A 26,424-nucleotide genomic window follows, 5' to 3' on the forward strand; every position below is an offset into this window, starting at 1 on the left:
TTAGGTTTACCACGCCCTAAGGGCTCCGAATATCGAATGGAGCGCCCGGCCCGGGCGTAGCGCGTCAGAGTTGCGCCAGACCGCCGTCAACGGCGACCTCGCTGGCGGTCATGAAGCTGCTGTCCGACGACGCGAGAAAGGCGGCCACGGCCCCGATCTCCGCCGGATCGGCCATGCGCTGGAGCGGAGTCATCGCGGCGTAGATCTTCTGGCCCTCCTCACCGAGCGCTTCCTTCGCGAGTTCGGTCGCCGTCGCCCCGGGCGACAGCACGTTTACGCGGATGCCGGTGCCCTTCAGGTCCTCCGCCCAGGTCCGCGCGAGGTTGCGCACTGCCGCCTTGCTCGCGCTGTAGGCGCTCATTCCCGGGGCGCCCGTGGTGCCGGCGCTCGATCCGGTCAGGATGATCGAACCGCCTTCGCCCATCAACGGCAGCGCCTTCTGGACCGTGAAGATCGTACCCTTCACATTGGTGTCGAAAGTTTCGTCAATGTGCTCGGCGGTGATCTTGCCGAGCGGAAGCTGGCTTCCCGCGCCGGCATTCGCGAAGACGATGTCGAGGGTTCCGCGCTCGGCCTTCACCGCTGCGTAGAGTCGGTCGAGGTCGGCCTCGTCCGAGACCGAGCCCTTCACCGCGCGGGCATTGGGCCCGAGGTCGGCCACAGCGGCGTCGAGCGATTCCTGCCGGCGGCCGAAGATGAAGACAAAGGCACCCTCCTCGATGAAGCGCTTTGCTGCGGCGCGGCCGATGCCGGTGGCGCCACCGGTGATCACAGCGGTCTTTCCATTCAGTCTGGTCATGTCGTGCATCCTTCCTTGGAGTAGTACGGAAGCAGGGAACTGCTTGCTTGAGGACAGTATGCAGTTCTGATAACCTAAGGACAAGTATGCACCTTTTGGTAACCATGAAAAATGACTGACTGTACTCAAAATCAAAACTGCGGTGGCCGCTACTCCTACGGGCTCGCCGCCACGCTCAGCATCATCTCGGGCAAGTGGAAGCCGCTGATCCTGTACTTCCTGCTCGACGGTCCGAAGCGCTACGGCGAGCTCAAGCGCAACGTCCACGGCGTCAGCGCCAAGGTGCTGATCCAGCAATTGAAGGAACTGGAGGCCGATCGCGTGCTGGCGCGGACCGACTACAAAGAGGTGCCGCCGCGCGTGGACTACGCGCTGACCCCGCTCGGCCGCAGTCTGGCCGACAAGATTGTCCCGCTGTGCACCTGGGGAACCGAGAACATGGCAGAAATGGTGAGCATTCTCGCCGAGCGCGACAGTTTGCTTTAGCAGGATGCTGAAGAACCGCCGAGTCGGGCGACCCTCCGCGTTCGTGGGAGGGCGGCAGGTCGAATTCTTCCGATCTGAAGTCGGACGGTCTCTGCTCCCTTGACCTGGACCTCATTCCCCTCATGCTTAACATAGTCCTTTGGAGTGCGAAGCACGATTCGAAGTCGTACGTGCGGCGCAGCAAGGCGTTCGTTCCTCGATTAAGTCGAAGCCCCATGGAGGTAAACGAAGAGGTGAAGGCGCTGGTCCGCAATGGCGGATGTATGTTTCCTGAGAGCAAGGAATGAGCAAGACGGCAAGCGCGCCCTGTCACGTCGCACGAACGATATGCACGCACCACCGGCTACGAGGTGCAGCGAATAGCGGGGCCGATGTCCGAAACGGTCCTGGAAGCCGCCATTAATGTTTCACCACCCCCAGCGGCTGCTCAGGGTCGGGAGCACGCATTCGTTGACAGTGAAACCTGACATATTCGCGCTTACTCTGGACTGTCTGTCTCTGAGCTGGTGTCGACTGCCTGGGCGTCGGCCTCTACGTTCCGTGGCTCGGACAAACGTGGCGGGGCCAACGGCGCGCGCATTCGCCTCGCCCCGCAGAAAGACTGGGCGGTCAACCAGCCTGAGCAAGTGGTGAAGGTGCTGAAGGCCCTCGAAGGTATCCAGGGCGAGTTCAACCGCGCACAGCCAGGCGGCAAGAAAGTTTCCCTCGCCGGTCTGATTGTCCTGGCCGGCAGCGCCGGCATCGAGCAGGCGGTGAAGTTGACGCTGACTGCGCCTTACGTATCTCTGTGGATCGTGAACCGCCTTGCGATCCACACTGGGGCGATTACACAGTGACTACAATCTTCCCGAACTGATTGTTGGCTTCGAGGTAACGGTGTGCATTGACTATTTCGTCGAGGGTGAACGTCTTGGCTATCATCGGTTTCAGAGCACTCGATGCAAGGCCAGCCGTAATGAACTCAACGGCTGCCTTTTGACGTACCGGGTCACCCATCGTATTCCAGGTTTTTATCTCGAAGCCAATGATAGTCGGTAGTTTGATCAACAGATCGAGATAGGGGATTTGCGCGGGTTCTTCGCTTAGCGCACCGTGTACAAGCAGGATTCCGCTGGTCTTCATGGCTTTCAGGAGCTTGCCGAAAATCGGTCCGCCTACTGCGTCGAACACGACACGTGCGCCGACACCGTCAGTGATTCGCATCACTTCCGCGATCAGATCCTGCTCGTCAGTCACGACGACCGCCGCGGCGCCGGCGTCGAGCAACTGCTGACGCTTAGCCGCGGTCCGGGTCAAAGCGACAGGTATTGCGCCTACCATGTTCGCAAGCTGGATCGCGGCCAGTCCTACGCTGCTAGACGCAGCGGTGATCAGCACGACGTCACCTGCCCGAAGGTCCGCTGCCTCGATAAGGGCACCGTACACGGTGATAAACATCATCCAGATCGACGCTGCATCTTCAAACGACAGGCTCGGCGGATGCTTCACAACCGCCGATACCGGCGCGAGCACCAACTCGCCATACATGCCGTATTGGTTTTGAGAAAATGCGGGAACAGTGTTCACTGCATCGCCCACAGCAAAACGTGTGACGTCCGGGCCGATAGCGTCGACCAATCCAGCCGCCTCATAGCCAAGCCGACCGGGAAGCTTGACCTCCTCCATATATCCGCCAGCGCGCCACATTGATTCAGCGCGGTTCAGTCCAAGCGCCTTTACGCGAATGCGCACTTCACCTGGCCCTGGCAAGGGCACCTCGATGTCTTTGAATTCGAGAACTTCTGGACCGCCGGTGGTGGCAAATTGAATGATGCGTGACATTTTTGGTCCTTCAATAAATGTTAACAAGCAGAATGAGTTATCGACACTGCCATCAATCCAACGTGCGATCTGTGATCAAACCGGCTTTTGCTTTAACGCCGGGGCCATCGCGACAGCAAAGAGAACATCCTGCCGTTCCACGGTGGTGCGGATCACATCGTCAAGTTCGCGCATCATCTTTCCTTCAGTAATCGACCAGCGCTGGGACGTTCAACCGAATGCCAAGCCTCCGGGCGAATCTATCCAACTCCGTTCGCTCTGGGAAGGCGCTTGACAGGATATGAGTCATTCCAAAACGGGATCAATGCGAGCGACTCGGGTGTCGTTGCAATACCCTAGCCCATTCGCTTTGGCAATGTACCTATATAAAGATCATCTCAGGTTGCCTCAGTTCACATCAGGTATTCACAAGGACAGGGACGGCACGAGGGGATAGCCTGAAGTCGCTTTATCCGGTACCCGCGAAGCGGGTTGCGCCATAGGGTTGCGTCCTAGGCAGGACGCCGGATTCGCCCGCCTCGTTACCATCCGCGATTGCACCGTGCCGATGGGGATCACTTTTCATCCACATTTGGCACTGTGCCGGCTGATCTAGCCCGTAATTTCACTGCTGTGCGATGAGTGCCGACCTGCAGTCGTGCGGTTGACGGGGTTCGTGCTTGCAGTCCGCGCCGAAATCGGATTCTGCAAACATACCGCGCACTGGGGATTGTTGGTCCACCTCGAAGACTGCTGTCATGAATTCGCTGATTATCTTCTCCCTTCGGATCGCTAGGATTCTCCAACAGGTTCGCGGTGGGGCAAGACTCCGATCGGCCACGCGAAATCATCGCGACGGCCGTTGGTCAGAATTTCACCTACGATTTACGGCTACCTAAAGAGCGCATCCGAGTGCATCCGGCGCACAGGTGCCGAGCGAGCTTTTGAGTTTTCAATCCGATGTGGAAAAACAATTCGGCTTCTTATTAACATCTGAAGGAATCAACATGTCACGTATTGTCCAGTTCTCAACCTACGGTGGTCCCGACGTTCTCGAATTCAAAGACATTGACGTACCTTTGCCGGGACCAGGTGAACTACGTATCCGTGTTAAGGCGCTTGGCCTGAACCGAGCTGAATCAATGTGGCGCACCGGAGAATATATTGAGGAGGTCAAACTTCCCGCCCGGATCGGGTATGAGGCAGCCGGCTTTGTGGATGCTGTCGGTCCGGGTGTGACAGGTTTTGCCGTGGGCGATGCGGTCAATACCGTTCCGGCATTCTCGCAAAATCAGTACGGCATGTACGGCGAGCTGGTCGTCGCGCCCGTGTCGGCCGTTGTGAAACATCTGCCGAGTCTGTCGTTTGAGCAGGCGGCGTCGATCTGGATGATGTTTATTACGGTGTACGGCGCCTTTATCGAGGCCGCCAAACTTCAACCGGGCGATTTCGTGCTGATCCCTGCTGCATCTAGCAGCGTCGGATTGGCCTCGATCCAGCTTATTAACATGGTTGGTGCAACACCGATCGCCTTGACCCGGACCAAGGCTAAACGCCAGCAATTGATCGAGGCGGGCGCGGCGGAGGTCATCGTCACTGACGAGCAGGACCTGGTCGCGGAAGTACTGCGAATTACCGACGGTGTTGGGGCACGTGTTGTATTCGATCCGGTAGGTGGGCCGAGTTTCGGCAAGCTTATCAAAGCCATGAAGACCGGTGGGATCCTGCTTGCGTATGGTGCGCTAAGTGAAGAACCTGCACAAATTTCCTATCTCGATCTGCTGATCAAGCTTCCGACGATTATCGGCTATACGATCTGGAGTACCACCGGGGACCCCGTGCGTCAAAAGGCTGCCGTCGAGTTCATCAAGGCGGGCCTCACGTCGGGTGCTCTGACACCAGTGATCGACAGGACGTTCACCTTCGATGAAATAGTCGATGCACATCGTTATCTGGAAGCCAATAACCAGTTTGGGAAGATTGTAGTTACTGTGTAACGGGTGTCGTGGACCGTACTTGAGTTCGCGGTCCACGTACCCGACAACCCCGGAGAAAATGCGGGCAGCGGTCTGGCCGAAAAGACACCGCGTTATAACTAAAGGTACCTATTTAAGGTGGTGATGAGAACGATCGAGATCGAGTCGTTAGCGAAACCCGGTGCGCCAATTGTTCGACCGCCTTGCGTGCTGACCGGTCCATTCATATTCCGGACGAGACTGAATACACCGAACCGGCGCTGAACCGACCCAGGCTGATCGATCATCCGGCCAGATGAGTTCGCGAGGAAAGTGAAGCATCGGACGCTGTACTTGTTCGAGTCCTCAGCCTGCATCCGTTAGCTCGCCTTGAAAGCGAACCCGCGGCCTGCGACGCGCACCATCTGATCGATCCGGCTGACGAGATGCATTTCCATTCTGCTTGGCTTGGCTAGGGTCCAGAGTGCAAGATGTTCGAAGGTGCCGCGGCCCGTAAGCGACCGGGATGCTCCGGATGTCGCGGCTTACGGCCGAAGATCAGCCGTAAGCCGTCGTTGCGCAAATGCGCTTCGAATCTCGCAGAGGGTTGATTGTCGAGCTATCAATTGCAAGCCTTGTGCGCAAAAAAATGTCGAGGGTCATTGGCCCTCTGAAGCCTATTCAAAGTCGCTCGCATGTGCAAATCCATCATTCACTATTCCGCTGCCATGGCTTTGCGAGAACGACATGAATGATTCTTCCCCTTCGGGAACCGAGTCTCGATCCCATTTCATCCCGACAGTCTGTTCGCCAGCGAAATTGGAAACGGTTGTTGCGACGCCTGCGTAAGAATAATAGATCGAAAATAGTGCACGACAATTATCCTCATTACCGGGGAGAGTTGCGCTATCGGGTGTGCGCCAGAGGCCGTCGCCAGGTCTTGAAAAGCCAATCAACAAAATGTTGACATCATAAAATTGATGTTGAATTATTCGATGTCGGCACGAGTACGACCTACTCGCCTTGGCGGCAGCCAAGTGAGAACAGCGGTCTTTTCAAAAACAACAAACACGGCATGGAGGTCATATGGCGGAGAGTCGTTCGCACCTGAAAAAAGGAATAAACATCATCGACGTGGTTGCAATCGGCGTGGGATCTGCGGTCGGGGTATCGATATTTTCGATCATGGCGCCGGCCGCCAAAGTGGCGGGCTCGGGCATGCCGGTCGCACTGCTTATCGCGGCAGTTCCAATGGTCGTCTTTGCGGTTATCTATGCGTACATGGGTTCGATCATTCCGCGCTCGGGCGCGTCGTATGACTGGCCTGCGAAGTTCGTGCATCCGTACGTTGGATTCATGGTCGCGTGGCTGCGTATTCTCGGCAACACGGGTGCAATCGTGGTGTTGGCGCTGGTGATGGTCAAGTACGTATCCAAATCAGTCGTCGTACCCGAAAAGCCCACGATGCTGGCGATCATGTTTGTCTTCTACCTCGCAAACCTGTTCGGGGTGCAGCTCGCGGCGCGGGTCGAGCGCGTCCTGGTTGTGCTCAAGCTGATTGCCTTCTGCGTGTTTGTCGTCGCGGGTTTCGAAACCGTGCAGGCCATGCACTTTCGACCGATACTCGGTTTTGGATGGGGTGGCGTCGTTGCTGCGCTGCCGCTGCTGATCTCGCTGTATATGGGCATCGAAAGCGCGACAGAGGTGGGTGAGGAGATTCAGAACGGCAAGACTGCGATTGGTAAAGGTATCGCATGGGCCGTCGGGCTGAGCGGGATCGTGTACCTTGCCGTGTCGTCGGTAACACTCGGCGTGCTCGGCGCACCGGCGCTCGCCGGCAGCGACGCACCGTTGATTGACGCGGGAAGTCATTTCCTCGGCGCATTCAACAAGCCGTTGATCATCTTCGCGGCGGTCGCCTCTATCTCGACCAGCATCAACGCCATTTTTATGACATTTACCCGCTTCCTTTTCGCAATGGGACGCGACGGGGTACTGCCTCCGGCGCTCGCCAAGGTGCACCCGAAGTGGCAAACCCCTCATGTAGCCACGACTGTCGTCTTCGTATGCAGCGTTGCTGGATTGCTGCTCGGTACTAATCTGGTGTTCCTGTTCCTGGCGGTCAACATCCCGACAATGCTCAAGTACTTCAGCAACTGCTGGTCGGCGGTGCGGCTCGCGAAGCACCATCCCACACTGCATGAGGAAGCGAAGTTCCGGCTCAGCAAACGCGCTGTCATGGGTTGGGGTTATACCGGTATGGCCCTCGCGCTTGCGATCATTGCCGTCGGCATTACGACTGACTGGCGACCGTATGCAATCCTGGCCGTGTGGGCGGTCGTCGGCACGGCTTATTGGCTGAGCGCACGCAGGCGGTCTATTGCAATGACGGAGCGCAGGGCATGACCATCAATACAGAAGCACTCAAGCTGGATTTCCCCTATCTTGCCGAGCGCTGCTATCTGAATACGGCGGCGGCCGGCCTTTCCTGGGCAGGGCAGGGCGCTGCAGCGGCGCAGTTCTACGACAGTGAAAAATCGCGTGGCATCAACGGGCGCCACGAATGGCGCAGTCGTCTGGAATCGGCCGAACGAAACGTGCGCGCATTGTTCGGGGGCTTCGGCGGACACATCAATTTCTTAAGTAATACTACTGAAGCGTTGAACCTCGTGGCGCACAGCATCAAGTGGATCGCCGGTGACGAAATAGTGGCCCTGGCTGATGAATTCCCATCGGTATTGCATGCATGGCACGGTGCACAAACCGCAGGGGCGAAGATAGTCGTGGTCGAGGCCGGTGGCGAGAGCACACGCACGGCCGCACTCTGCAACGCGATCACCGGAAAAACACGCGTGATCGCGGTGTCCCATGTGCACTGGGTAACAGGCACGGCAATCGATCTTCAGCAACTCGGCAGGAAGTGCCGCGACCATGGCGTGCTGCTTGTCGTGGACGGCATTCAGGCGATGGGCGCCATTCCCGTATCGCTGGAATTCGTCGACATCTATTGCGGAGCCGTTTTCAAGTGGTTGCTATCCGGATTCGGTCTATCGATTCTCGCGGTCAGTCAGCGGGCATTCGATCAGATGCGACCCGCCTATGTCGGCTATCCGAATCTCCCACCCGAACGAAGTCTCAACTATGGGCATGTCAACTATCCCGGTATCTACGCACTGGACGCCACGCTGGAACATCTTCAGGCCTATGGCTGGCGCGACATCCATTCGGCCGTGGCGCGCAACGCGGCACGACTCGCGGCGGGAGCCGTGCGCCTCGGCTACGCCGTCGCAGCGCCTCAGGACGCGCGTGCCGGCATTGTCAGTCTCGTCGCCGACGACGCCCGCTCATTGCGCGACGCTCTGGGGAAACGAGGCATCGACGTGGAAGAGCGTTCCGGCCTGCTCCGATGTTCGCCGCATTTCTACAACACGGATGAAGATGTCGACCGCTTGCTAGACGCCTTGTCTGTCCTTTCGGCTTAGCCTGGATGAACACCAAGAATATGACTATTTTTCAACGTCTGAAAGAATTGCAACTGGATTTACCCGATGCACCCAAACCCGCCGCGTCGTACGTGACTGTGGTCGAGGCTTCGAACCTTATTTTTGTCTCGGGACAAGGGCCGCTCATTGGTGCGAAGCCTGTTTATACGGGACGCATCGGCGAAGCGCTTACCGAGAAGCAGGGGTACCAGGCCGCGAGGCTTTCCGCGCTGAATGCGCTGGCGGCGCTCGATGCCGAGATCGGTCTTGAGCGCGTAATGCGCATCGTAAAGCTGACCGGGTGGGTGAGCAGTGCGCCCGATTTCTACTACCAGCATCGGGTAGTCGATGGCGCCTCCGACCTTCTAATCGATCTGTTCGGTCAGGACGGCCTGCATACCCGATGCGCACTGGGCGTGCATGTTCTTCCGTTCAATATACCGGTCGAGATCGAGTTGATCGCAGCACTGAAACCAGGCGCCGCTGACTAACGCCGTCGATTGATCAGCTCGGGCTGGAACTAAAAACACGTTCGTTTAACTCTGAAGATCCACGCTATAAATATAGGAATGCAGATGAAAATATTGAAGCGTCTCACCTGTACGATGGCAATGGCGACACTCGCGGTGTCCACCACAGTGCGTCGCAATCGAGCGTCACCCTCTATGGGGTGATCGACACCAGCCTGCGGTATACCACCAACAACAAAGGCGCAAATGGGCCGGCCGGCCAGTACGCACTGACGGAAGGCGGCATACAGGGCAGCCGCTGGGGATTCAGAGGTGCCGAAGATCTGGGGGGAGGCACGAAAGCGGTGTTCGACCTTGAAAGCGGATTTCTGCTCAACAACGGAACCTTCGACCAGCAGGGCCAATTGTTCGGGCGGCAAGCCTGGGTGGGCCTGAGCAATCCGACATATGGACGGCTGCTCGCCGGACGCATCTACGGCATTCCGTTCGGCTTGCTCAGCGATTTCGATCCGTTGGGAATTGGTAACTATCTTGAGAACGCATACCTTCCGCGGATCGTCGGTGTTCGCTACGACAACACAATCGATTATTCGATCTCTCGCGGCCCCTTCACACTGGAACTGCAGCGCGGTATGGGAGGCCAGCCAGGAAGTACGACTGTCGGCAGTACGAATGCCGCAGCGCTGAGCTACAACCGCAACGGGGCGGAAGTGGGCGGTGTTGCGCAAGAGTCCCGAGACGCAGCCGACCACAAGCTGGTAATTTTTGGCGCAGGTGGCAATTACGCGGTCGGACCGGCAACGCTGTATCTGTTGTACGTCAATGCAAAGCGCGACGCAGGCTTTGCGCCGTCGTCGACGACCGGTTCGCCATTAGCGAACACGAGCCTGTTAGGCAATGCGAACACGGTCGCCGGTGCCAACACGCAGACCGCACGCCGGACGGATTCTTACTTCTCGGCGGGTTTCGGCTATAAGGTGCGGCCCGATATCATTGCTTCGTTGGGGCTGTTTCTCGACAACGTCAGCCACGTCACCGCTGACAACGGCGGCAAGATCAGGACGGGATTTCTGGACGTCGATTATCTGCTCAGCAAGCGCACGGATGTCTATGTGGAGGTTGACCGGAACATCCTGAGTGGAGCATCCGTCACTGATCCCAACAATCCTGTCCTGACGTTCGCGGGTCGCAGTACGAGGACGGGTGTGGGACTTGGGATGAGAACACATTTCTAGGGGAGCGTGACCCCGCGTTTTTTCGTCGGTCGTTTCAGTGCCGGCCGCTTGGACCGGACCGGCGCTGTGGTCGAATCCAGGCTGTCGCCACGTGGTTGGCCGAGCTCTTCGAGGTAGTTATAGACCGTAAAACGGGTGACCGACAGCGATTGTGCGACTCGCTCGACAGCGCCCTTGATCATGAAGACACCGCGCTTCGTGAGTTCTGACACTACCTTCAATTTTTCGCTTTTGTCCATCAATGCAACCGGCACGCCAGCGCGCTGAATGGCCCCGCTCACGATATCTTCGATCAGTTCGTCGATAGTTGGACGATGCCCCGGCTCTTTCGGTTCCGGTTCGGTTTGCCGGGCAAGTAGTCTTCCCAGGCTGGCGTGAAGGAGCTGGTAGTCGGTCAGGTCGGTATTCGCGCAAACGGAAGCGAAGGGCGCGCCTTTCTTATTGCGTAGCAGTACGGTCATCGATAACAATTCTCTGCCATCTTTGGTACGAGACCGGTAGCGCCCCACCGAGGTGGTGATGCCTTTCGACGGCGGCCGGGTGTTCAGCAGGAGGTCGAAGCCTTTATCGTCCACCGGTGCAGCGATAATCGGATCCCCGACTTGCCGCCCCGTCACGTGGCCGTTGACGATCGCGAACGTTGAGTGCGCCGGATTTCGCATGTCATGAAGGATCAACTCGGTATTGGCGCTGATGACTGAACTCAAGCCATCAAGAACAGAAGCCAGAATCTCCAGGAGCTTCTGCTCCTCGTCCCCGGTAGTGATTGTCTTTTCCGACATCATGAGATCAGTCAGTTTTTGTTTCAAGAATCGTTCTCGCTAAGCTGGGCTTTCCGGCAAGGTGCGCACGCCGACCGGCACGTGCAACGCGACTATCGCAGGAGATTTGCTGGACGCGGATTAAGTCCATACCAATCCGCTGACTAGTTTAGCGGCTTTTTCGAAGGCCAGACACCGCGGAAGAAAACTTGAATCGAGGAAAATGCGATCAGGTCACTTCCGCTGTTGGGGTAACGGAAGATCCCGATTGAGAGAGGCTCAGTTGATAATGTCTATCAATGCCCGCGCAGCCTTAAGATCGCTGCTATCCCGGCCCTCCAGGAAGCGCTGGTACACAGGTACGATGAGCTCGCGCGCCTCCCGCGCTTGGCCTTGGCGCCGCTTGAGCGCAGCGAGGCTTGTCGCGCAACGTAGTTCCCACGAGAGAAACTGATGACTCCGTGCTTGCGCAAGTGCATCGCTGAGCATCGCTTCAGCGGCCGATTCAGCAGATGGCCCTCGCGTTGCCAGCAGCAGTTCGGCGTTCACCCGCAGAAGTTCAGGCAGCGAACATTCGTCGCCGGTCTCCATTGCGCGTTCAACAGCTGGGTTGATCAGATCCACAGCTTGTGCGAGCTTGCCATGCTTGGCGAGCAATTGGGCCGTTGCTGACAGAAACGGCGTCAGGGAAACATAGAAGCGCTTCGAGCCGATGCCGACCATCGCCGGGTAGATCGTCTGACTATAAGCGGAAGTAGATCCTGCAAGCAGTTCGAGGAACCCCTGCCACATCTGCGCACGAGCTTTCCAGGTAGATATGCCGTGACGTCGTGTTTCGATCGTCATCGCCACGACCGCTTGGGCGAGAGTCGCCTCGTCTCCGGTCAAGACCGCGAGGGTGCAGACTGCTTCGCTCAGCGCGTAGCAGAGCGAGACGGGATGGTCAAGCTCACGCGCATCGTCGAGCGATTGTTGCGCCGCAAGCCTGGCTTGGTCGATGCGCCCCATAAACCAGTGCGTATGCGCGAGCGAGGCGTGCGACAGCATTCTTTCGTCATAGAGGAAGCGTATGCGCTGTGCTCGGGGAAGTTGAGTGGGCGAGCTGGTTGCGCGCACGAGGTTGGCGAGCGCCTCGCCAACCTCGCCCAGGAACAGATGCGACATGCCTGTCAACCGGTACGCGGCCAACCTGTCGCAGGTCCGCACGGATGACATTGCCACGGCGCTAAAGCGTTCTGAGAGCGGGTGCGCCTTCGCGTATTGTCCGTTAAGGTATAAGCACATCCAGCATCCCCACATGCCGAGCAACTGATACGGCACGTTGCCGGTGCGCGTGGCAATATCCAGTGCGGTGCTGAATGCCGTGCTCGTTTCCGGGCCTACGGCATGGCACAGTAGACACATACCGCGCGCCGAATATAGCTTCATCTCCCGCTCACCGATCGGGGCACCGTTTTGAGCAAGCCATTCGAGAGCCCTGTCGACACGCGCAAGACATTCCTCCAGCAGAGCGAGGTGCATCGAAAGGGGGATGCTTGCGATTGTCAGGTCAGCCGCGATTTTCGGATCTCCTCCAGCCGAAAAGCCCCATTTGATTGCGGCTCGAAGGTCTGCAAGATGCGGTGTGTAGGCGGCGCTCCAGTCAATATCGATCTGTTCCGCCGCCTGCTCTTCGGCGTGCTGGAAAATTCCAAGAAGGTGGCGTGCGTGGCGGCTCGACCATTCGTTCAAGGTGCCGTCGGCGCGCAACTTGTCATGCGCGTAGGCGCGTGTCGTTTCGAGCAGCCTGTAACGAACACTTCCAGCGTCGGGCACGGTGGAGACAAGTGATTTGTTGACCAGTTCGATGAGCGCGCTAACGATTAAGCTAGCCGATATCTCGTCGCTGCTCGCCACCGCCTGAGCAGCTTCCATCGAGAATGGGCCCGCGAACAGGCTGAGCCGGTCTAGCACGGTGCGTTGAATCTCGGGCAGCAGGCTATAACTCCAGTCCAGGGTAGCCCTCAACGTCTGCTGTCTTGGTAGCGCGGTGCGGGCACCAAGCGTGAGGAGTTGAAAGCGATCGTCAAGACGGTCCGCAACGCCCCGCAGGCCCACCGTTGGCACACAGGCCGCGGCGAGTTCAATCGCTAGCGGAATTCCGTCAAGCTGGCGGCAGATGCGCACTTCCAGCGGCAAAGCAGATTCTCTGTCGCTACATAAGTGGATATCGGCGCCGGCGCGCTCCTCAAACAGCCGGACGGCGCCGAATTCACGTGCATCCGCGGCAGTGTCGTCAAGGGGGACTTCGAGCGATGGCACTCGATAGACGTACTCGCCGGGAATGCGTAGCGGCTCGCGGCTCGTCGCGAGAATCGTTGCGCGGGGAGCGATGTGGAGTAGCGTTTCGGCCATTTGCGCGGCGCTCTGGATCAGATGCTCACAATTGTCGAGCAAGAGCAGTAGATGTCGCGTATGGAGACTCGTTGCAAGCCTGTCGAGAGACGGCGTGCCGTCGCCGGGGGGAAAACCCAGGGCCACGGCAAGGGTTGTTGGCAGATAGTCTGCCGATGACGTTGCAGCGAGTTCCGCCAGGTACACACCGTCGGCGAAGTGCGGCATAAGTTGACGTGCGGTCTCAACCGCAAGGCGGGTTTTCCCAACGCCTCCCGAACCGACGAGCGTGATCAGTCGATGTCGCAGCGCCACTTCGCCAACTTCGCGCAAAGCCTTTTCTCGACCGATGATCGGCGAAATATTCGCTGGAAGCCGAACACCGGAGAGCGCCGGGGGCGGCGTTACTGCGACGGGCGCACCGGTTGCAGTTGGCCCTTTCGCGGCGAGTTCACCAATGAACTGGTAACCCCTTCCTGTGACTGTGTGTATCGCGGCACGGTCATCGCCCAGCACTCGCCGGAGCACCGAAATCTGCCCTTCAAGCGTGTTCTCTTCGACGATGCGGTCTCGCCAAACCAGCGTAATAATCTGATCTTTGCTCAAGACTGAGCCGCGGGCCTCGAGCAGAACAAGTAGAAGGTCGAATGTGCGGTCACCAATTTCGACCTTGACACCGTTGTGCAGCAATTCGCGCCGGCGAGGCACAACGACCGTGGTGCCGAACGAAAAATCGTCGAATTGCAGCGTTCGCGAATCCATCTCAGACCCTTTGTGGGAGTGAAGGGAAACTGTCGGAGAGTGGCGTTCAAGTATCGCACAGCCGATGAAACGATAAACGATGAATATGAACGGTGCAGCCGCGTTGTGAGGGAAACCTGCCGTATCTCAGGTCGGCACGGCGTGCAGCAACATGCGTTTTCTCGTGAATGCCGGAATCCGCGCCCGTAATCTCGCAGATTGTTATGGCATAACGAGCCGTGCATTCGGCTTATCCAGCCGCGCCATGCGGGCGTTCCCTGCACGATCAATTCGACGCGCGCGGAAGGTTTGACGCAGGCAGGATGCGGTTTCTGATCTGCGAGCGGTCGTGCCTTTCCGGCAACTCCAGCGTGTGCCGTACTGCGGTCGAAAGTGGGGAACCGCTGCGGTAGCGGTGTCCTGTTGCAACTCTCCAAGCCCTCAACACAAGTCGCTGGCGTTCTGGAGGCATTCAGTCCGCGAGGAATGCAAAGATGTCGGCGTTGACCTCATGCGGGAGGGTCGAGCACAGCCCGTGAGGCGCACCGGGATAGATTTTGACGGTTGAGTTGCGTGTGAGCTGTGCAGCGAGCAGGGTGGAGTTGCCGATAGGTACGACTTGATCGTCGCTGCCATGGATGAAAAGGGTCGGCACGTTGAACTTGTTCAGGTCGTCGGTGAAGTCGGTTTCGGAGAAGGCCTTGATGCACTCATACTCGGCCTGGATCGAGCCCATCATGCCAGCCGCCCAGAAGGAATCGATAACGCCCTGAACCGGCTGCGCACCCGGGCGGTTATAGCCATAGAACGGCACGGCGAGATCCCTGAAGAGCTGCGTCCTCTGCGTCGCGGTCTTCTGCCGGAGATCGTTGAATACCTCAATTGGGAGGCCACCGGGGTTGGTTGGCGTCTTCAGCATGAGAGGTGGCACTGCGCTGATGAGGATCACCTTGGACACGCGCTCGGTGCCGTGCCGGCCCACATAGCGCGTGACTTCGCCGCCACCCGCCGAGTGGCCGATCAGTGTGGCGTCGCTGAGGTCCAGCGCGCCAATGAGCGTCGCGAGATCGTCTGCATACGTGTCCATCTCGTGGCCGTTCCACGGCTGGCTTGAGCGGCCGTGTCCGCGACGATCATGCGCGATGACACGATAGCCTTTATGCAGCAGAAACAGCATTTGCGCATCCCAGGCGTCGGCGTCAAGCGGCCAGCAGTGAGAGAGCACGATCGGCGGCCCGTTGCCCCAGTCCTTGTAAAAGAGTTGGGTGCCGTCTTTCATTGTTAGATGACTCATGTTGCCCGATCGATGAGGAGCGCTTGGGAGCGTCGCAGAAAAGGTTGGGGTACTGGGTTTTGCGTGACGTTAAAACATCAGACAGTTTCCTCTGCCGCATTTGCCGTCTTGAGGTGGAGCGGCTTGGAAGCCGCATGGTCGGCTTGAACTGATGGCCGTTGCGTCTCGCTCTTTTCCGTATCGGATCGCAGAGCGTGTTCGCTGAAAATTTTCGTAACCCAGTCAATGAACGCCCGAACGGCAAATGATATATGGCGGCTCTGTGGATAGACGGCGAAAATTGGCACCGGAAAGGGCTTCGACCTGGGCAGAATCTCGATCAGTCCGCCAGATTGCAAATAGGGGTCTGCCGTAAAGCGCCCAAGCTGGATGATGCCGACGCCGTCGAGAGCGCTCTTCAAATGGGCCTCTGCGTCGTTGACTGCCAGATGTCCTTTCATCCGTACTTCAACCGGCTCGCCTCCGACGGAGAACGTCAGGCTCGCGATCTTGCCGGTACGGCTCGAAAAGCGATTTGTCGCAATGTGGTGGTCGAGCTTCTCGATTGTCGTCGGCGTGCCGTAGAGCTCAAGATATGCGGGACTTGCGACTGTTATCACCTGATATAGACCGACGCGTTTCGCAACGAGATCCGAATCTTTTAAGGTGCCGACACGGATGGCGCAGTCAACCCCTTCCTGGATCAGATCGACGTTCCTCTCGCCGAAACCGAGCATCAGCTCGATGTCGGGATAGCACGCGTAAAACTCGCGGATTTTAGGCAAGACCATGACGTGCCCCAGGGCGCCGGGTATATCGACGCGAAGCCGGCCGCTCGCTGCGAGGCTAATGTCTTTAAAGGATCCTTCGGTTTCTTCGACGTCGGCCAATATTCGGAGGCAACGCTGATAGTATCCGGCACCATGCGGCGTGAGGGCGACTCGACGAGTGGTGCGTTGCAGTAACAGAACGTTCAAATGATTTTCGAGTCGCTGGATGGTCACGGAGACGGACGCGCGCGGTAGCTCCAGGGCATCGGCGGCACGCGTGAAGCTGTTCGTCTCCACGACTCTTGTGAAAACCTTCATGGCATGGAGTCGGTCCATTTTCCCTCTCCTCGGTTATTGCATTGGAATCCCGCTGCACTGGGTACCAGGACGGCGCCGGTTGCTCAGGCTTGCCTCGCCGGAAGTCAGATCGAGCGGCCAATGTCAGACTACCTCTTCGCGGCGTTGCGGTCCTGTTCCAGACCTGATAGAAACTGAGGCGACCTGCGGTGGCTTTTGTAGGTTTGCGCTACAGACAAATGGTCAGGCGACACAAATTGCTCCACGTACGCCTGCCAGAGCCTCTTCGCCGTAGCAATTCAGGACTCCCGAGTGGGCCGCTGGCACAGGCCTGGGCTATGGGGCATACCATGGCGTCGCATCTTTGTGGTGCCGCGGATATCCCCATCCGACAAGCTGTTCACACCTGGCGAACAGGCGGCCGCAATATCCAAAGCATCGGCCCGAAAGTTTCTTCCTATTTTCGCCGCTGGCTCAAGGATTGGCGTCACCAGAGATAATGCTCTCGTCAAATTTTCCTTTTGACGAGAGCGAAGCCGTGAGCTGATTCCGGCGCATGATCGAAGCCGGGTGCTTCGACCTGTGGGGATGGGAACAGGAAGAGGTACCGCCGGGCACATTAAGCGCCGGTTGGCTGCTGTGAAGGTTGGCTTCACGATTGGTCGGAGGCCGTATAGCGATGGTGCTCCAATGCACAGGTCAAGCGGTCATGCCCCCGTCCACGCTGATATTCTGCCCGTGAATGAAGTGTCCGGCGGGCGATGCCAGCAGCAATGCGAGTCCCGCTACATCGGAGGGTTCGGCGATGCGTCGCATCGGCGTCATTGCGACGATAGCCGCCTCACGATTCGGATCTTCCCAGAGAACTCTCGAGAAGTCCGTTCGGACCGGGCCGGGGTTGATCGAGTTGACGTTGATATTGGACGGGCCGAGTTCGAGCGCGAGGTTACGGACGTATTGATCGATGGCGGCTTTCGCCATTGCGTAAAGGCCCAGGTTCAGCGAACCCCGTTTTGCTGCGCGGCTCGACATGAAGATCAACGAACCCTGCTTACGCTTGACCATTGGCGGCACGAGGGCATTCACGATGGCCAGATTCGCCTGTACGTTGTCCCGCATGACCTTGCCCAAGTCTTCGGGGTCCTGGGACAACAGCGCACCGTTCGGCGTGTTGGCGGCTGCATTGAGCACCAGTACATCAACGCGTCCGAATGCTGCCAGCGCTTGTACCGAAAACTCGGCCACACTTTGAGTGTGGCAGACGTCAAGAATTAATCCTCGTACTTCGATCCCCTCCGACTGCAATAACGCTGCAGCTTCTGCTGCTGCAGCCGAGGTACGTGCCGAAATTATCACCGAGGCACCGGCGGCACCGAAGGCCCGCGCAATCGCGAAACCCATGCCCTTGCTCGCGCCCGTGACTACCGCGACACGTCCCGAAAGATTGAACATTTCCATCACGACGCTCCTGAAAGCTTAGGTGCGCGCCGGGGCAGAACGGAGCAGGCCCGAACCGCGCGGGACCGACACTAGCAGCGCACAACTTTCCTGGCTAATGCTTTATAGGCCTAAAGCCATACCTTCGAAGCATGGCGTCCGTTGCATGGAGATTGACTGATCTTAAGGATTGAAATCAGCCCCAACGCGTCCTTTTTGGCGTCTCGACACAGGCAATGCTACGCAGCAAAGACTGGCAGGCCTCATCAGAACGTATCAGGTCGCATCAGATCTGCCAAAGGACAACGCCTTTCCCGGCTTGTACATTGAAGTCGCTGCCCTCGAAGTGGCGACTTGGGTCCCTGTATTGCATCAGGCAGCTTTGCATCAGGCAGATCATTCATCCCAGTTTGGAATGACGGATATCCGGTTTTGAGTCTTCTCGAAGGTATAGCCAATGGATAAATTCCCGACCAACGGGCCGGTGCCCAGTCGCGACGTGGCCGCAGCCTTCAACCAGGAAAATGGACATCACCTTGGTCAGGATTCACCCTTAGCGCCCGGGGTGAGAACCGGGCGTTGAACCGACGGTTTAAGGCGGCTTCGACCCCGACACAATGAGCACCCGAAGCCGGTTACTTGCGATCGTGAGATTAAAGCGAGGCGATCCGCGCGAGGCTTTTCCAGCGATGGCTGATAACGAGGTAAGAGATCATGATCAGGGACGTATTCGTTGTCGATGCATCGGCCCACAGCTACAACCTCTCTGCGGAGAACCATGCCGCCGGTCGATATTCGAAGGCCGTCGTGGACGCCTTTTATGGCGCCCATCATGGACTGTCTCCATCTGGATATCGGATCCCGTATGAGCATTACACGCGAGACTGGACACTCGAGGAAACGGCAAACATGCTGTTTGTCGAAAGCGATTACGACTTCGCATGCCATCACGTGACCCCGATCAACGCATTCAAGGATGGTGGTTGCAGCATTGCGAAAGCCCGTGAAGCCCGTGAGAGGTGGCCGGGCCGCTTTCAGGTCTACGCTGGCGTAGACCCCGTATTTCCAGAGCAGGCGCTCGACTCGCTCGAGCAACAAGTTGAAGAGCTGAAACCGGTTGGGCTCAAGCTTTATCCGAACAGCTATAAGGCGGATGGTGTTATCGGATGGCACATGGATGACCCGGAAATCGCGTTCCCGGTTTTCCAGCGCGCCCTCGACCTTGGGCTTAAGGCCGTCGCCATCCATAAGGCCTTGCCTCTCGGGCCCGTGCCGATGGATCACTATCGGATGGACGACATAGATGCGGCCGCTGACGCATTTCCAGATTTGCAGTTTGAGGTCGTCCACGGTGGCTTCGCGTTCATCGAGGAGACGGCATTTCAACTTGCACGATTCCCGAACGTCTGGGTCAACCTTGAGACTACAGCAAACCTTGCGGTGGCAAAACCGGGCGCGTTCGAACGAGTCATTGCAGGCCTTATTACCCACGCCGGAGATGGGGCTCTCGAACGGATCATGTGGGCGTCGGGTGCCAGTGTTATTCACGGAGAACCGCCGCTACAGTGGTTTTGGGAGCGATTTAAGTTTTCAGACGAGATGCGGGAGCGGGAAGGTTTGCCGGAGATTACTGAGGAGATCAAGAGAAAGATTCTCGGGCTCAACTATCTGCGGATGCATGGGCTCGATGCAAAAGTACTGGCCCGAAACATGGAGGGTGACGAGTTTTCCATCGCTCGGTCCAAGGGCAAAGCGAAACCGTATGAAACGACTCTTGCAAAGGGGCTCGCAGCATGACAGCCATTTCCCAAGAGGGCGTGATTTCTCGGCTGCATGGCGTCATTGACCCATGCAGCGCCGCCACCAGAGTCCCCTTGTCGATTGTTGAAATGGGGATGATCGAGCGTGTCGAAGTCCTGTCGGGGGTGGTGACGGTCGCACTTCGTATGACTTCGCCGCTGTGCCACGCGCTACCTTACTTCGAGATGGAGATCGAGCGCGTGCTTGGCGACGTTCCCGGTGTCGTGGGCGTCAAGTGCACGTTCGACCATGGCGGGAACTGGCAACCCGACAATATGACTTCCGTTGCTCAACGAAAGCTTGCGGAGCAACGGGAGTCGGTACGGCGCAGGGCAGGCGAAAGGGATACCGCTCGCTATCAGGTGCTCAATCCTGTGGGAGTACTGAAGGTTGCGAAATCAGCTTGAGTTTCTGTCGCGACTCAGCTGATCGCATGGCCACGCAACGATGACTTTCATCAATGTCGCTGCCACTGCCGCTATTGAATTAACCTGGAAACAAGCATGAGCTTGAAAAAATTCTCCGGAGAGGCACTCCAGGTCGCATCAGCTTGTACCAAGGACCGACCCAAAGCGGCGCTGTACATTAAGTTCACGCCACTTGAGCAGGCTCCGGTAGCACGAGGCGTATCTGTTCCGCGGAATGGGTTACGAAGTATTCCGCACGCCTTCCCGGATCCAGATTTTCCGATGTTTCACACCGGACGCTATCACTCATCCCCGTTTGGAATGACTCATATCCGATTTCGGGCCTTCTCGACCTACAGCGGAATGGCTAAAGTCCACCTCAACGAATCGGCACCTCGTCGAACGTCTCAGTCCTCACTAGCTACCATAGGAAAGATGATCATGGCTCACTTGTTCACGCCGAAGAAGGTAGGCGCTTATACGCTCTCCCATCGGGTTGTTCTGGCGCCGATGACGCGCCTGCGTACGATTCAGCCCGGTGACATTCCGAGTCCGATGATGGCCGACTTCTACGGCCAGCGGGCTTCGGAGGGCGGCCTCGAAATCATCGAAGGTGTCAGCATCTCGATCGTTGCCCGGTCCTACCTGGGTGCGGCAAGCTTCTATCACGACGGACAGGTCGAAGGATGGAAAGCCATTGCCAATGCCGTTCACGCGAAAGGCGGCCGCGTTTTCATGCAGTTGATTCACGGCGGGCGTCAAAGCCACGTTGAAATGACGGGTGGCGTCGATCCAGTCGCGCCGTCGGTGGTGCCATTCGAAGGTGTTGCGCTGACGAAGGATGGTTTCGTGCCGGCGTCGCCGCACCGTGCGCTCGACATCGAAGAGATCCCCGGCATCATCGAAGAGTTTCGTGTCGCTGCTCAACGAGCGCTCGACGCCGGTTTCGACGGCGTCGAACTGCACGGCGCCAATGGTTACCTCGTCGACCAGTTCATCCAGGACGGCACCAACAAGCGCGCGGATGCCTACGGCGGCCCGATCGAAAACCGCGTGCGGTTCCTGCGTGAGGCCGTCGAGGCGCTGATTTCGGTGTGGGGCGCCGACCGGGTCGGCGTTCGGATTTCCCCGTCCGGTGAATGGGGGGGTATTTCCGACAGCAATCCCGAAGCCACCTTCAGCTATGTGGCAAAGGTACTCAACGACTACAAGATCGCTTATCTGCACGTGATCGAACCGCGCATCAAGGGCGACGAGACGCTGCACGAAGGCCATGCGCCGGTCGCGGTGAAGTATCTGCGTCCGCATTTCACTGGTCCGATTATCGCCGCTGGCGGATTCGACGGCGCCAGCGCGGAAGCCATCGTTGCTTCCGGTGACGCAGACCTTGTGGCCTTCGGACGTCACTTCACCTCGAACCCCGACCTGCCTTACCGCGTCAAGCACAAGCTGCCCCTCACTCCCTATGTGCGCGCCGGGTTTTGGGGCGGCGACGAGAAGCACTACACGGATTTCCCCACTTACGAAGCTGCCGCGACGGCTTAAGTCGACGTCGTTTTCTTATTCACCCAGTTCAGGAGGCTTACATGTCACGTACTATCAAGTTCGCAAAAGCTGGTGGCCCGGAAGTTCTTGAGTTCATCGAGACGCAGGTGCCGGCTCCCGGCCCGAACGAGGTTCGCATTAACGTAAAGGCAATTGGTATCAATCGTGCCGAGTCGATGTGGCGCCTCGATGACTATATCGAGCCCGTCAAGTTTCCGGCGGGTCTGGGGTATGAGGCTGCGGGCGTCGTTGATGCGATCGGCGCGAACGTAACTGGCATCGCGGTGGGCGACGAGGTGGACGTGATCCCCTCGTTTTCCTTTAACCAGTATTTCACGTATGGCGAGGTCATTACCATGCCGGACTACGCCGTGGTGAAGCACCCGAAATCGCTGTCGTTTGCCGAAGCCGCGTCGGTCTGGATGATGTTCCTGACGGCCTACGGCGCGCTCATCGAGGACGCCAAGGTAGGCAAGGGCGACTTTGTCATCGTACCCGCCGCCTCCAGCAGCGTCGGGCTCGCCGCGATCCAGATCGCCAACTACGCCGGCGCGGCTTCCATTGCGCTGACACGAACGTCAGCCAAGCGCAAGCAGTTGCTTGAAGCCGGTGCTACGCACGTGATTGCCACCGACGAAGTCGATATGGTTGCGGAGGTCTTGCGCATCACCGACGGCAAAGGCGCTCGCGTCGCTTTCGATCCGGTCGGCGGCCCTAACTTCCCTAAACTGATTTCCGCGCTGGCCTTTCAGGGTACGGTCTACATCTACGGCGCGCTTGCCGAGGGCGACACACCCATTCCGGTACTGGCAATGATCGCCAAGATGCCAACCATCAAGGCGCACAATGTCTGGCTGACGACCGGTAACGAAACACGGCGCAAGGCTGGAGTGGAATTCATCCTCAAGGGCCTTGAGAGCGGCGCGCTCAAGCCAATAATCGATCGTAGCTTCAAGTTCGATGAGATGGTCGAGGTCCACCGGTATCTTGAGACCAACGGCCAGTTTGGCAAGATCGTAGTAACGGTTTAAGCGGCAACGCGGCGCCACGAGCCGGGATATGAGGTGTTTCTCGCCCGCTCCCGGCGATGCATCTACTTCGCAACGGGCGCCGCGGTCTCGATATATTCCGTCCGGAGTAAAAGCGCTCCGCGGCGCACGGGGCTTTAGTTCTTGTTTCCACTAATCGTCCACGTATTTTGTAGTACTGACCGGATATATCGTGCGTTGTCGCACGGGACTTGCCGGTCCTATTGAGAGTCACACGTCATGTCCACGAAATTGTCCGTTGATCGGCAGGGAAGGCAAACGGCGCAATCCCTATCGAACCGCTTGCCGTTAGCGGGGCTTCTTGCGCTCGCTATGACAGGGTTCATTGCGATTCTCACCGAAACGCTGCCGGCCGGCTTGCTTCCTGAAATAAGTCATGGTCTGGGCGTGCCGGAAAGTTGGACGGGGCAACTGGTGACCCTCTATGCGCTCGGGTCCGTCGCCGCCGCGATTCCTTTGACCGCAGCCACGCGCGGCTGGCCGCGCCGTCGAGTGCTGCTGTTGGCAATTGCGGGGTTTTTTGTCTTCAACACCGTAACAGCGCTTTCTGCATCGTATCCGGTGACACTGGCCGCCCGATTCATGGCAGGCGTTGCTGCCGGACTGACCTGGGGTTTGATTCCCGGATATGCCCGCCAGATGGTCGCTGCGCATCTTCAGGGCCGAGCGATGGCCGTCGCACTGGTCGGCACTCCCATCGCGCTTGCGCTTGGGGTGCCTGCAGGCACGTGGCTCGGTGACCTCGTCGGTTGGCGCGCTGCGTTTGGGTTCATGTCGGCGCTGACAGTCGTGCTCGTGATATGGGTGTTGTGGAAAGCACCGGATCTTCCCGGGCAGGCAAAGGACAAACAACGCGGCGTTAAAGACGTCTTTCTCATGCCGGGCGTGCGGCCGGTCTTATTCGTGATTCTCGCCTGGATGCTCGCCCACAATATGCTCTATACCTACATCGCCCCATTTCTTGTGCCAGCCAACCTGACGAACCATGTTGACTTCGTGCTACTGGACTTTGGGGTGTCTGCATTGCTTGGTATCTGGCTCACCGGCGCCTTGATTGACAGGTGGCTCCGAGCTCTCGTTTTGCTTAGTCTCGGCGTCTTCGCGTTAGCGTCGGCGAGCCTCGGCGTAGATGGAACAGTGGCGGGTGTCATTTACCTTGCGGTCGCGCTGTGGGGCCTCACGTTCGGCGGTGCTGCAACGTTGTTGCAAACGGCGTCTGCCGACGCGGCGGGTGACGGGGCCGACACAGCTCAATCCATGATCGTGACCGTGTGGAACGGAGCGATCGCAGGCGGGGGGCTGATCGGCGGCATCCTCCTCGATACAGCCGGGGTCAGCGTGATGGCATGGGTGCTGCTCGCGTTGGCCCTGGCGGGGCTGGTTGTGGCGTGGCGATCGTGCGCACACGCCTTTAAACCCGGTAGCCGCTTTTCCGTCTAGGTGCCAAGCCGCTGTACGGAGCAGAGAACATTTCGTCAGTCAGGAGTTAGATCATGCCGTTGGCTCTTCTCGCGCTAACCATAGGCGCATTCGCAATTGGTACAACTGAATTCGTGATCGTGGGCCTGATACCCACAATCGCTTCGAACCTGAACGTCAACCTGCCGTCCGCAGGGCTTCTGGTGAGCTTTTATGCGCTCGGCGTAGCAGTGGGTGCGCCAGTTCTCACGGCCCTCACAGGGCGGGTTCCGCGCAAGGTACTGCTGGTCGCATTGATGGCGCTTTTTACCGCCGCAAACCTTCTTGCATGGCGAGCTCCAGGGTATGACACATTAATCGTGGCTCGCGTTTTGAGCGGACTCGCTCACGGGGCATTTTTCTCAGTAGGCTCGGTTATCGCGACTAGCCTCGTGCCCAAAGAGAAATCCGCGAGCGCAATCGCCACGATGTTCAGTGGGTTGACGGTGGCTTTTGTAACAGGTGTTCCTCTCGGCACGATTGTGGGTCAACACTTTGGCTGGCGCGCCACGTTTCTGGTCGTCGCCGCTTTCGGGCTCATTGCAATGACGGGTGCGCTCGTCTTCGTTCCGAAGAACATTGCCCACACGGTGCCCGCATCGATCCGCAGACAGGCTGAGCTTTTTGCGCAGCCGCGCTTGCTGCTTGTCTTTGCGATGACCGCAGTGGGCTATGGCGGCTCACTCATCGCCTTTACCTATGTCGCGCCTATTCTCGAGCAGATATCGGGATTCACTCCAACAGTCGTTGGCGTGGTGTTACTCGTCTATGGCGTATCAGTAGCTGTCGGGAATTTTTGGGGAGGCAAGTTCGCTGATACGCATGGACCCATACCTGCCCTCAAAGTAATATTCGGTGTGCTCGCGGTCGTGCTGCTCCTGCTGGAGGTTACTGCTTCCAGCAAGGCGCTCGTTCTGCTTACCGTGCTCGCGTGGGGCGCCGTCGCATTCGGCAATGTCCCGGCGTTGCAGGTCTATGTCGTGAAGCAGGCGGAGCGGTTTGCGCCCCATTCCGTCGGGGTAGCATCCGGTATGAATATCGCGGCGTTTAACCTCGGCGTAGCCGGAGGATCCTCGGCTGGAGGGCAAATCGTGACCCACCTTGGCCTCATGCACACGCCGTGGATCGCGGCACTTGTCGTCCTCGCCGCTTTGGCGCTCACGACCCTCAGCGGACGGCTGGACGGACGGGCCCGGCGACCGGGCAAGGCGGCCGTGCGGACTGCGTCGACATGTGTCCTTTAGCCCCGAGCTCCAGCCTTAGTCGTTCGGTTCGGCGAGTGGGGTGGGGTGCCGATTGTAGGCGAGACCTGAATGACGCGAAATTCATACCGGTACTTGGAATAAGATTTAATGTTTTCGCACGAGAGCTATTCCTCCGAAGCTAATCAGCGAGACAAGCTTCCGCGAAAGACGCAAATTGCCTCGCCTTCGTACTGGCCAGGCGTCCGGTCGGGTAAACCGCCGACAGGCTTATCGTCGGCAGGATCCAATCGTCCATCACCGAGATCACGACGCCCGATTTCAACTCTGGCGTGAAGGCCCACTCGGATGCGATCGTGATGCCCATGCCCGCGATCACCGCAGCGCGTACGCCCTCTGTCGCGGAGATTTTCACTCGGCCTTGTAGCTTTACCGACACCTCAGCCGTTTCCTTGCGGAACGTCCAGTCCTCGCCGCCGCCGTCTCGTGTATAGATAACAGCCCGGTGTCCGAGGAGATCGGCCGGAGCCTTTGGGAATCCGTATCGCTCGAAGTATTCCGGCGTGCCGATGACACGGCGACGCGCTTCACCGATTCTGCGTGCGGTCATGTTGGAGTCCGCCAATTCCCCCATGCGCAACGCCAAGTCGATGCCTTCGTCGACGAGATCGATGTTTCGATCGTCCAGGACCATTTCAAGATCGAGGTCCGGGTGCTGCTCAAGAAACTCTGACAGCTGAGGCACGATATGCAGTCGCGCGAAGCAGACCGCAGCCGACACACGCAGCTTGCCAGACAGGCCCGAGGCCGCGCCGCGCGCGGCCAGCACGGCCTCGTCGGTTTCTTCGATTGCGCGCCGTGCGCGCTGGTAAAAGCTGGTGCCCGCCTCCGTTGGCGTGAGTGCGCGGGTCGACCGCAAGAGCAGCTTGACTCCTAGCCACTCTTCGAGCTGCGCAATCGCTTTCGATACAGCCGGTTGACCGAGGTCATAGTGGCGGGCAGCGGCAGAAAACGAGCCGGTGTCTACAACACGGATAAAGATCTCGATTGCTGCCAATCGGTCCATCTGGATTCTCCTCTGGAA

20 protein-coding genes and 1 pseudogene are annotated in these 26,424 nt (G+C 58.4%); 13 read left to right on the forward strand and 8 right to left on the reverse strand.

The window, feature by feature from the left end; genetic code table 11:
• Positions 1 to 64 precede the first annotated feature (64 nt).
• Positions 65 to 799, reverse strand: a complete 735-nt coding sequence (locus tag ACSQ36_RS40045) for an SDR family NAD(P)-dependent oxidoreductase (protein WP_436186383.1) — start codon at positions 797 to 799, stop codon at positions 65 to 67.
• A 111-nt stretch (positions 800 to 910) separates the two neighbouring features.
• On the opposite strand from ACSQ36_RS40045, the gene ACSQ36_RS40050 reads away from it, so the two are divergent.
• On the forward strand, positions 911 to 1,285 hold the full coding sequence (locus ACSQ36_RS40050) for a winged helix-turn-helix transcriptional regulator (RefSeq protein ID WP_213767789.1): 375 nt from the start codon (positions 911 to 913) through the stop codon (positions 1,283 to 1,285).
• 482 nt (positions 1,286 to 1,767) lie between these two features.
• Positions 1,768 to 2,043: pseudogene (locus tag ACSQ36_RS40055) on the forward strand (peroxidase family protein); the annotation flags it as partial.
• Positions 2,044 to 2,110: 67 nt separating this feature from the next.
• Here ACSQ36_RS40055 and ACSQ36_RS40060 read toward each other — a convergent pair.
• Entirely contained in the window at positions 2,111 to 3,106 is a 996-nt protein-coding gene (locus tag ACSQ36_RS40060; protein ID WP_436186384.1) for a zinc-dependent alcohol dehydrogenase family protein, read from the reverse strand.
• 986 nt (positions 3,107 to 4,092) lie between these two features.
• Between ACSQ36_RS40060 and ACSQ36_RS40065 the strand changes: the two genes are divergently transcribed.
• From ACSQ36_RS40065 to ACSQ36_RS40085, 5 genes are all read left to right on the forward strand, one after another.
• Positions 4,093 to 5,082 (forward strand): zinc-dependent alcohol dehydrogenase family protein, encoded by a 990-nt coding sequence (locus tag ACSQ36_RS40065; protein WP_436186491.1) that lies wholly within the window; start codon positions 4,093 to 4,095, stop codon positions 5,080 to 5,082.
• Positions 5,083 to 6,126: 1,044 nt separating this feature from the next.
• A complete protein-coding gene (locus tag ACSQ36_RS40070) occupies positions 6,127 to 7,446 on the forward strand; it encodes an APC family permease (protein ID WP_436186385.1) in 1,320 nt (439 codons plus the stop codon).
• Positions 7,443 to 8,522, forward strand: coding sequence for an aminotransferase class V-fold PLP-dependent enzyme (locus ACSQ36_RS40075; protein WP_436186386.1), 1,080 nt, complete (start codon positions 7,443 to 7,445; stop codon positions 8,520 to 8,522). Before ACSQ36_RS40070 ends, ACSQ36_RS40075 begins: the two co-directional genes overlap by 4 nt.
• A gap of 20 nt (positions 8,523 to 8,542) precedes the next feature.
• Positions 8,543 to 9,013, forward strand: coding sequence for a RidA family protein (locus tag ACSQ36_RS40080; RefSeq protein ID WP_436186387.1), 471 nt, complete (start codon positions 8,543 to 8,545; stop codon positions 9,011 to 9,013).
• Between the two features lie 107 nt (positions 9,014 to 9,120).
• On the forward strand, positions 9,121 to 10,227 hold the full coding sequence (locus ACSQ36_RS40085) for a porin (protein ID WP_436186492.1): 1,107 nt from the start codon (positions 9,121 to 9,123) through the stop codon (positions 10,225 to 10,227).
• On the opposite strand, the gene ACSQ36_RS40090 is transcribed toward ACSQ36_RS40085, so the two are convergent.
• From ACSQ36_RS40090 to ACSQ36_RS40110, 5 genes are all read right to left on the reverse strand, one after another.
• Positions 10,224 to 11,036, reverse strand: a complete 813-nt coding sequence (locus ACSQ36_RS40090; RefSeq protein ID WP_213767796.1) for a helix-turn-helix transcriptional regulator — start codon at positions 11,034 to 11,036, stop codon at positions 10,224 to 10,226. The two genes, ACSQ36_RS40085 and ACSQ36_RS40090, sit on opposite strands and share 4 nt — an antisense overlap.
• Before the next feature lie 231 nt (positions 11,037 to 11,267).
• The gene (locus tag ACSQ36_RS40095) at positions 11,268 to 14,123 is read right to left on the reverse strand and encodes an ATP-binding protein (RefSeq protein ID WP_436186388.1); all 2,856 of its coding nucleotides are present in this window, start codon (positions 14,121 to 14,123) and stop codon (positions 11,268 to 11,270) included.
• Positions 14,124 to 14,574: 451 nt separating this feature from the next.
• Positions 14,575 to 15,396: an alpha/beta fold hydrolase gene (locus ACSQ36_RS40100; protein ID WP_436186389.1), complete on the reverse strand. Its 822-nt coding sequence runs from the start codon at positions 15,394 to 15,396 to the stop codon at positions 14,575 to 14,577.
• A gap of 77 nt (positions 15,397 to 15,473) precedes the next feature.
• Positions 15,474 to 16,481 (reverse strand): LysR family transcriptional regulator, encoded by a 1,008-nt coding sequence (locus ACSQ36_RS40105; RefSeq protein WP_436186390.1) that lies wholly within the window; start codon positions 16,479 to 16,481, stop codon positions 15,474 to 15,476.
• Between the two features lie 660 nt (positions 16,482 to 17,141).
• Positions 17,142 to 17,900 carry an SDR family NAD(P)-dependent oxidoreductase gene (locus ACSQ36_RS40110; protein ID WP_436186391.1) on the reverse strand — a complete coding sequence of 253 codons (759 nt, stop codon included), beginning with the start codon at positions 17,898 to 17,900 and terminating at the stop codon, positions 17,142 to 17,144.
• 888 nt (positions 17,901 to 18,788) lie between these two features.
• On the opposite strand from ACSQ36_RS40110, the gene ACSQ36_RS40115 reads away from it, so the two are divergent.
• From ACSQ36_RS40115 to ACSQ36_RS40140, 6 genes are all read left to right on the forward strand, one after another.
• Positions 18,789 to 19,676 carry an amidohydrolase family protein gene (locus tag ACSQ36_RS40115; protein ID WP_436186392.1) on the forward strand — a complete coding sequence of 296 codons (888 nt, stop codon included), beginning with the start codon at positions 18,789 to 18,791 and terminating at the stop codon, positions 19,674 to 19,676.
• On the forward strand, positions 19,673 to 20,086 hold the full coding sequence (locus tag ACSQ36_RS40120) for a metal-sulfur cluster assembly factor (protein WP_436186393.1): 414 nt from the start codon (positions 19,673 to 19,675) through the stop codon (positions 20,084 to 20,086). Before ACSQ36_RS40115 ends, ACSQ36_RS40120 begins: the two co-directional genes overlap by 4 nt.
• A gap of 441 nt (positions 20,087 to 20,527) precedes the next feature.
• A complete protein-coding gene (locus ACSQ36_RS40125) occupies positions 20,528 to 21,631 on the forward strand; it encodes an alkene reductase (RefSeq protein WP_213767819.1) in 1,104 nt (367 codons plus the stop codon).
• Positions 21,632 to 21,672: 41 nt separating this feature from the next.
• Positions 21,673 to 22,662: a zinc-dependent alcohol dehydrogenase family protein gene (locus ACSQ36_RS40130; RefSeq protein WP_213767803.1), complete on the forward strand. Its 990-nt coding sequence runs from the start codon at positions 21,673 to 21,675 to the stop codon at positions 22,660 to 22,662.
• A 237-nt stretch (positions 22,663 to 22,899) separates the two neighbouring features.
• A complete protein-coding gene (locus tag ACSQ36_RS40135; RefSeq protein WP_436186394.1) occupies positions 22,900 to 24,120 on the forward strand; it encodes an MFS transporter in 1,221 nt (406 codons plus the stop codon).
• Positions 24,121 to 24,173: 53 nt separating this feature from the next.
• Positions 24,174 to 25,382, forward strand: a complete 1,209-nt coding sequence (locus tag ACSQ36_RS40140; RefSeq protein WP_436186395.1) for an MFS transporter — start codon at positions 24,174 to 24,176, stop codon at positions 25,380 to 25,382.
• A gap of 139 nt (positions 25,383 to 25,521) precedes the next feature.
• Here ACSQ36_RS40140 and ACSQ36_RS40145 read toward each other — a convergent pair whose 3' ends face one another.
• The gene (locus tag ACSQ36_RS40145; protein ID WP_436186396.1) at positions 25,522 to 26,406 is read right to left on the reverse strand and encodes a LysR family transcriptional regulator; all 885 of its coding nucleotides are present in this window, start codon (positions 26,404 to 26,406) and stop codon (positions 25,522 to 25,524) included.
• Positions 26,407 to 26,424 lie beyond the last annotated feature (18 nt).

Origin of the sequence: Caballeronia sp. LjRoot34 (assembly GCF_964253815.1) — a bacterium.
In the GTDB taxonomy this organism is placed as follows: Bacteria; Pseudomonadota; Gammaproteobacteria; order Burkholderiales; family Burkholderiaceae; genus Caballeronia.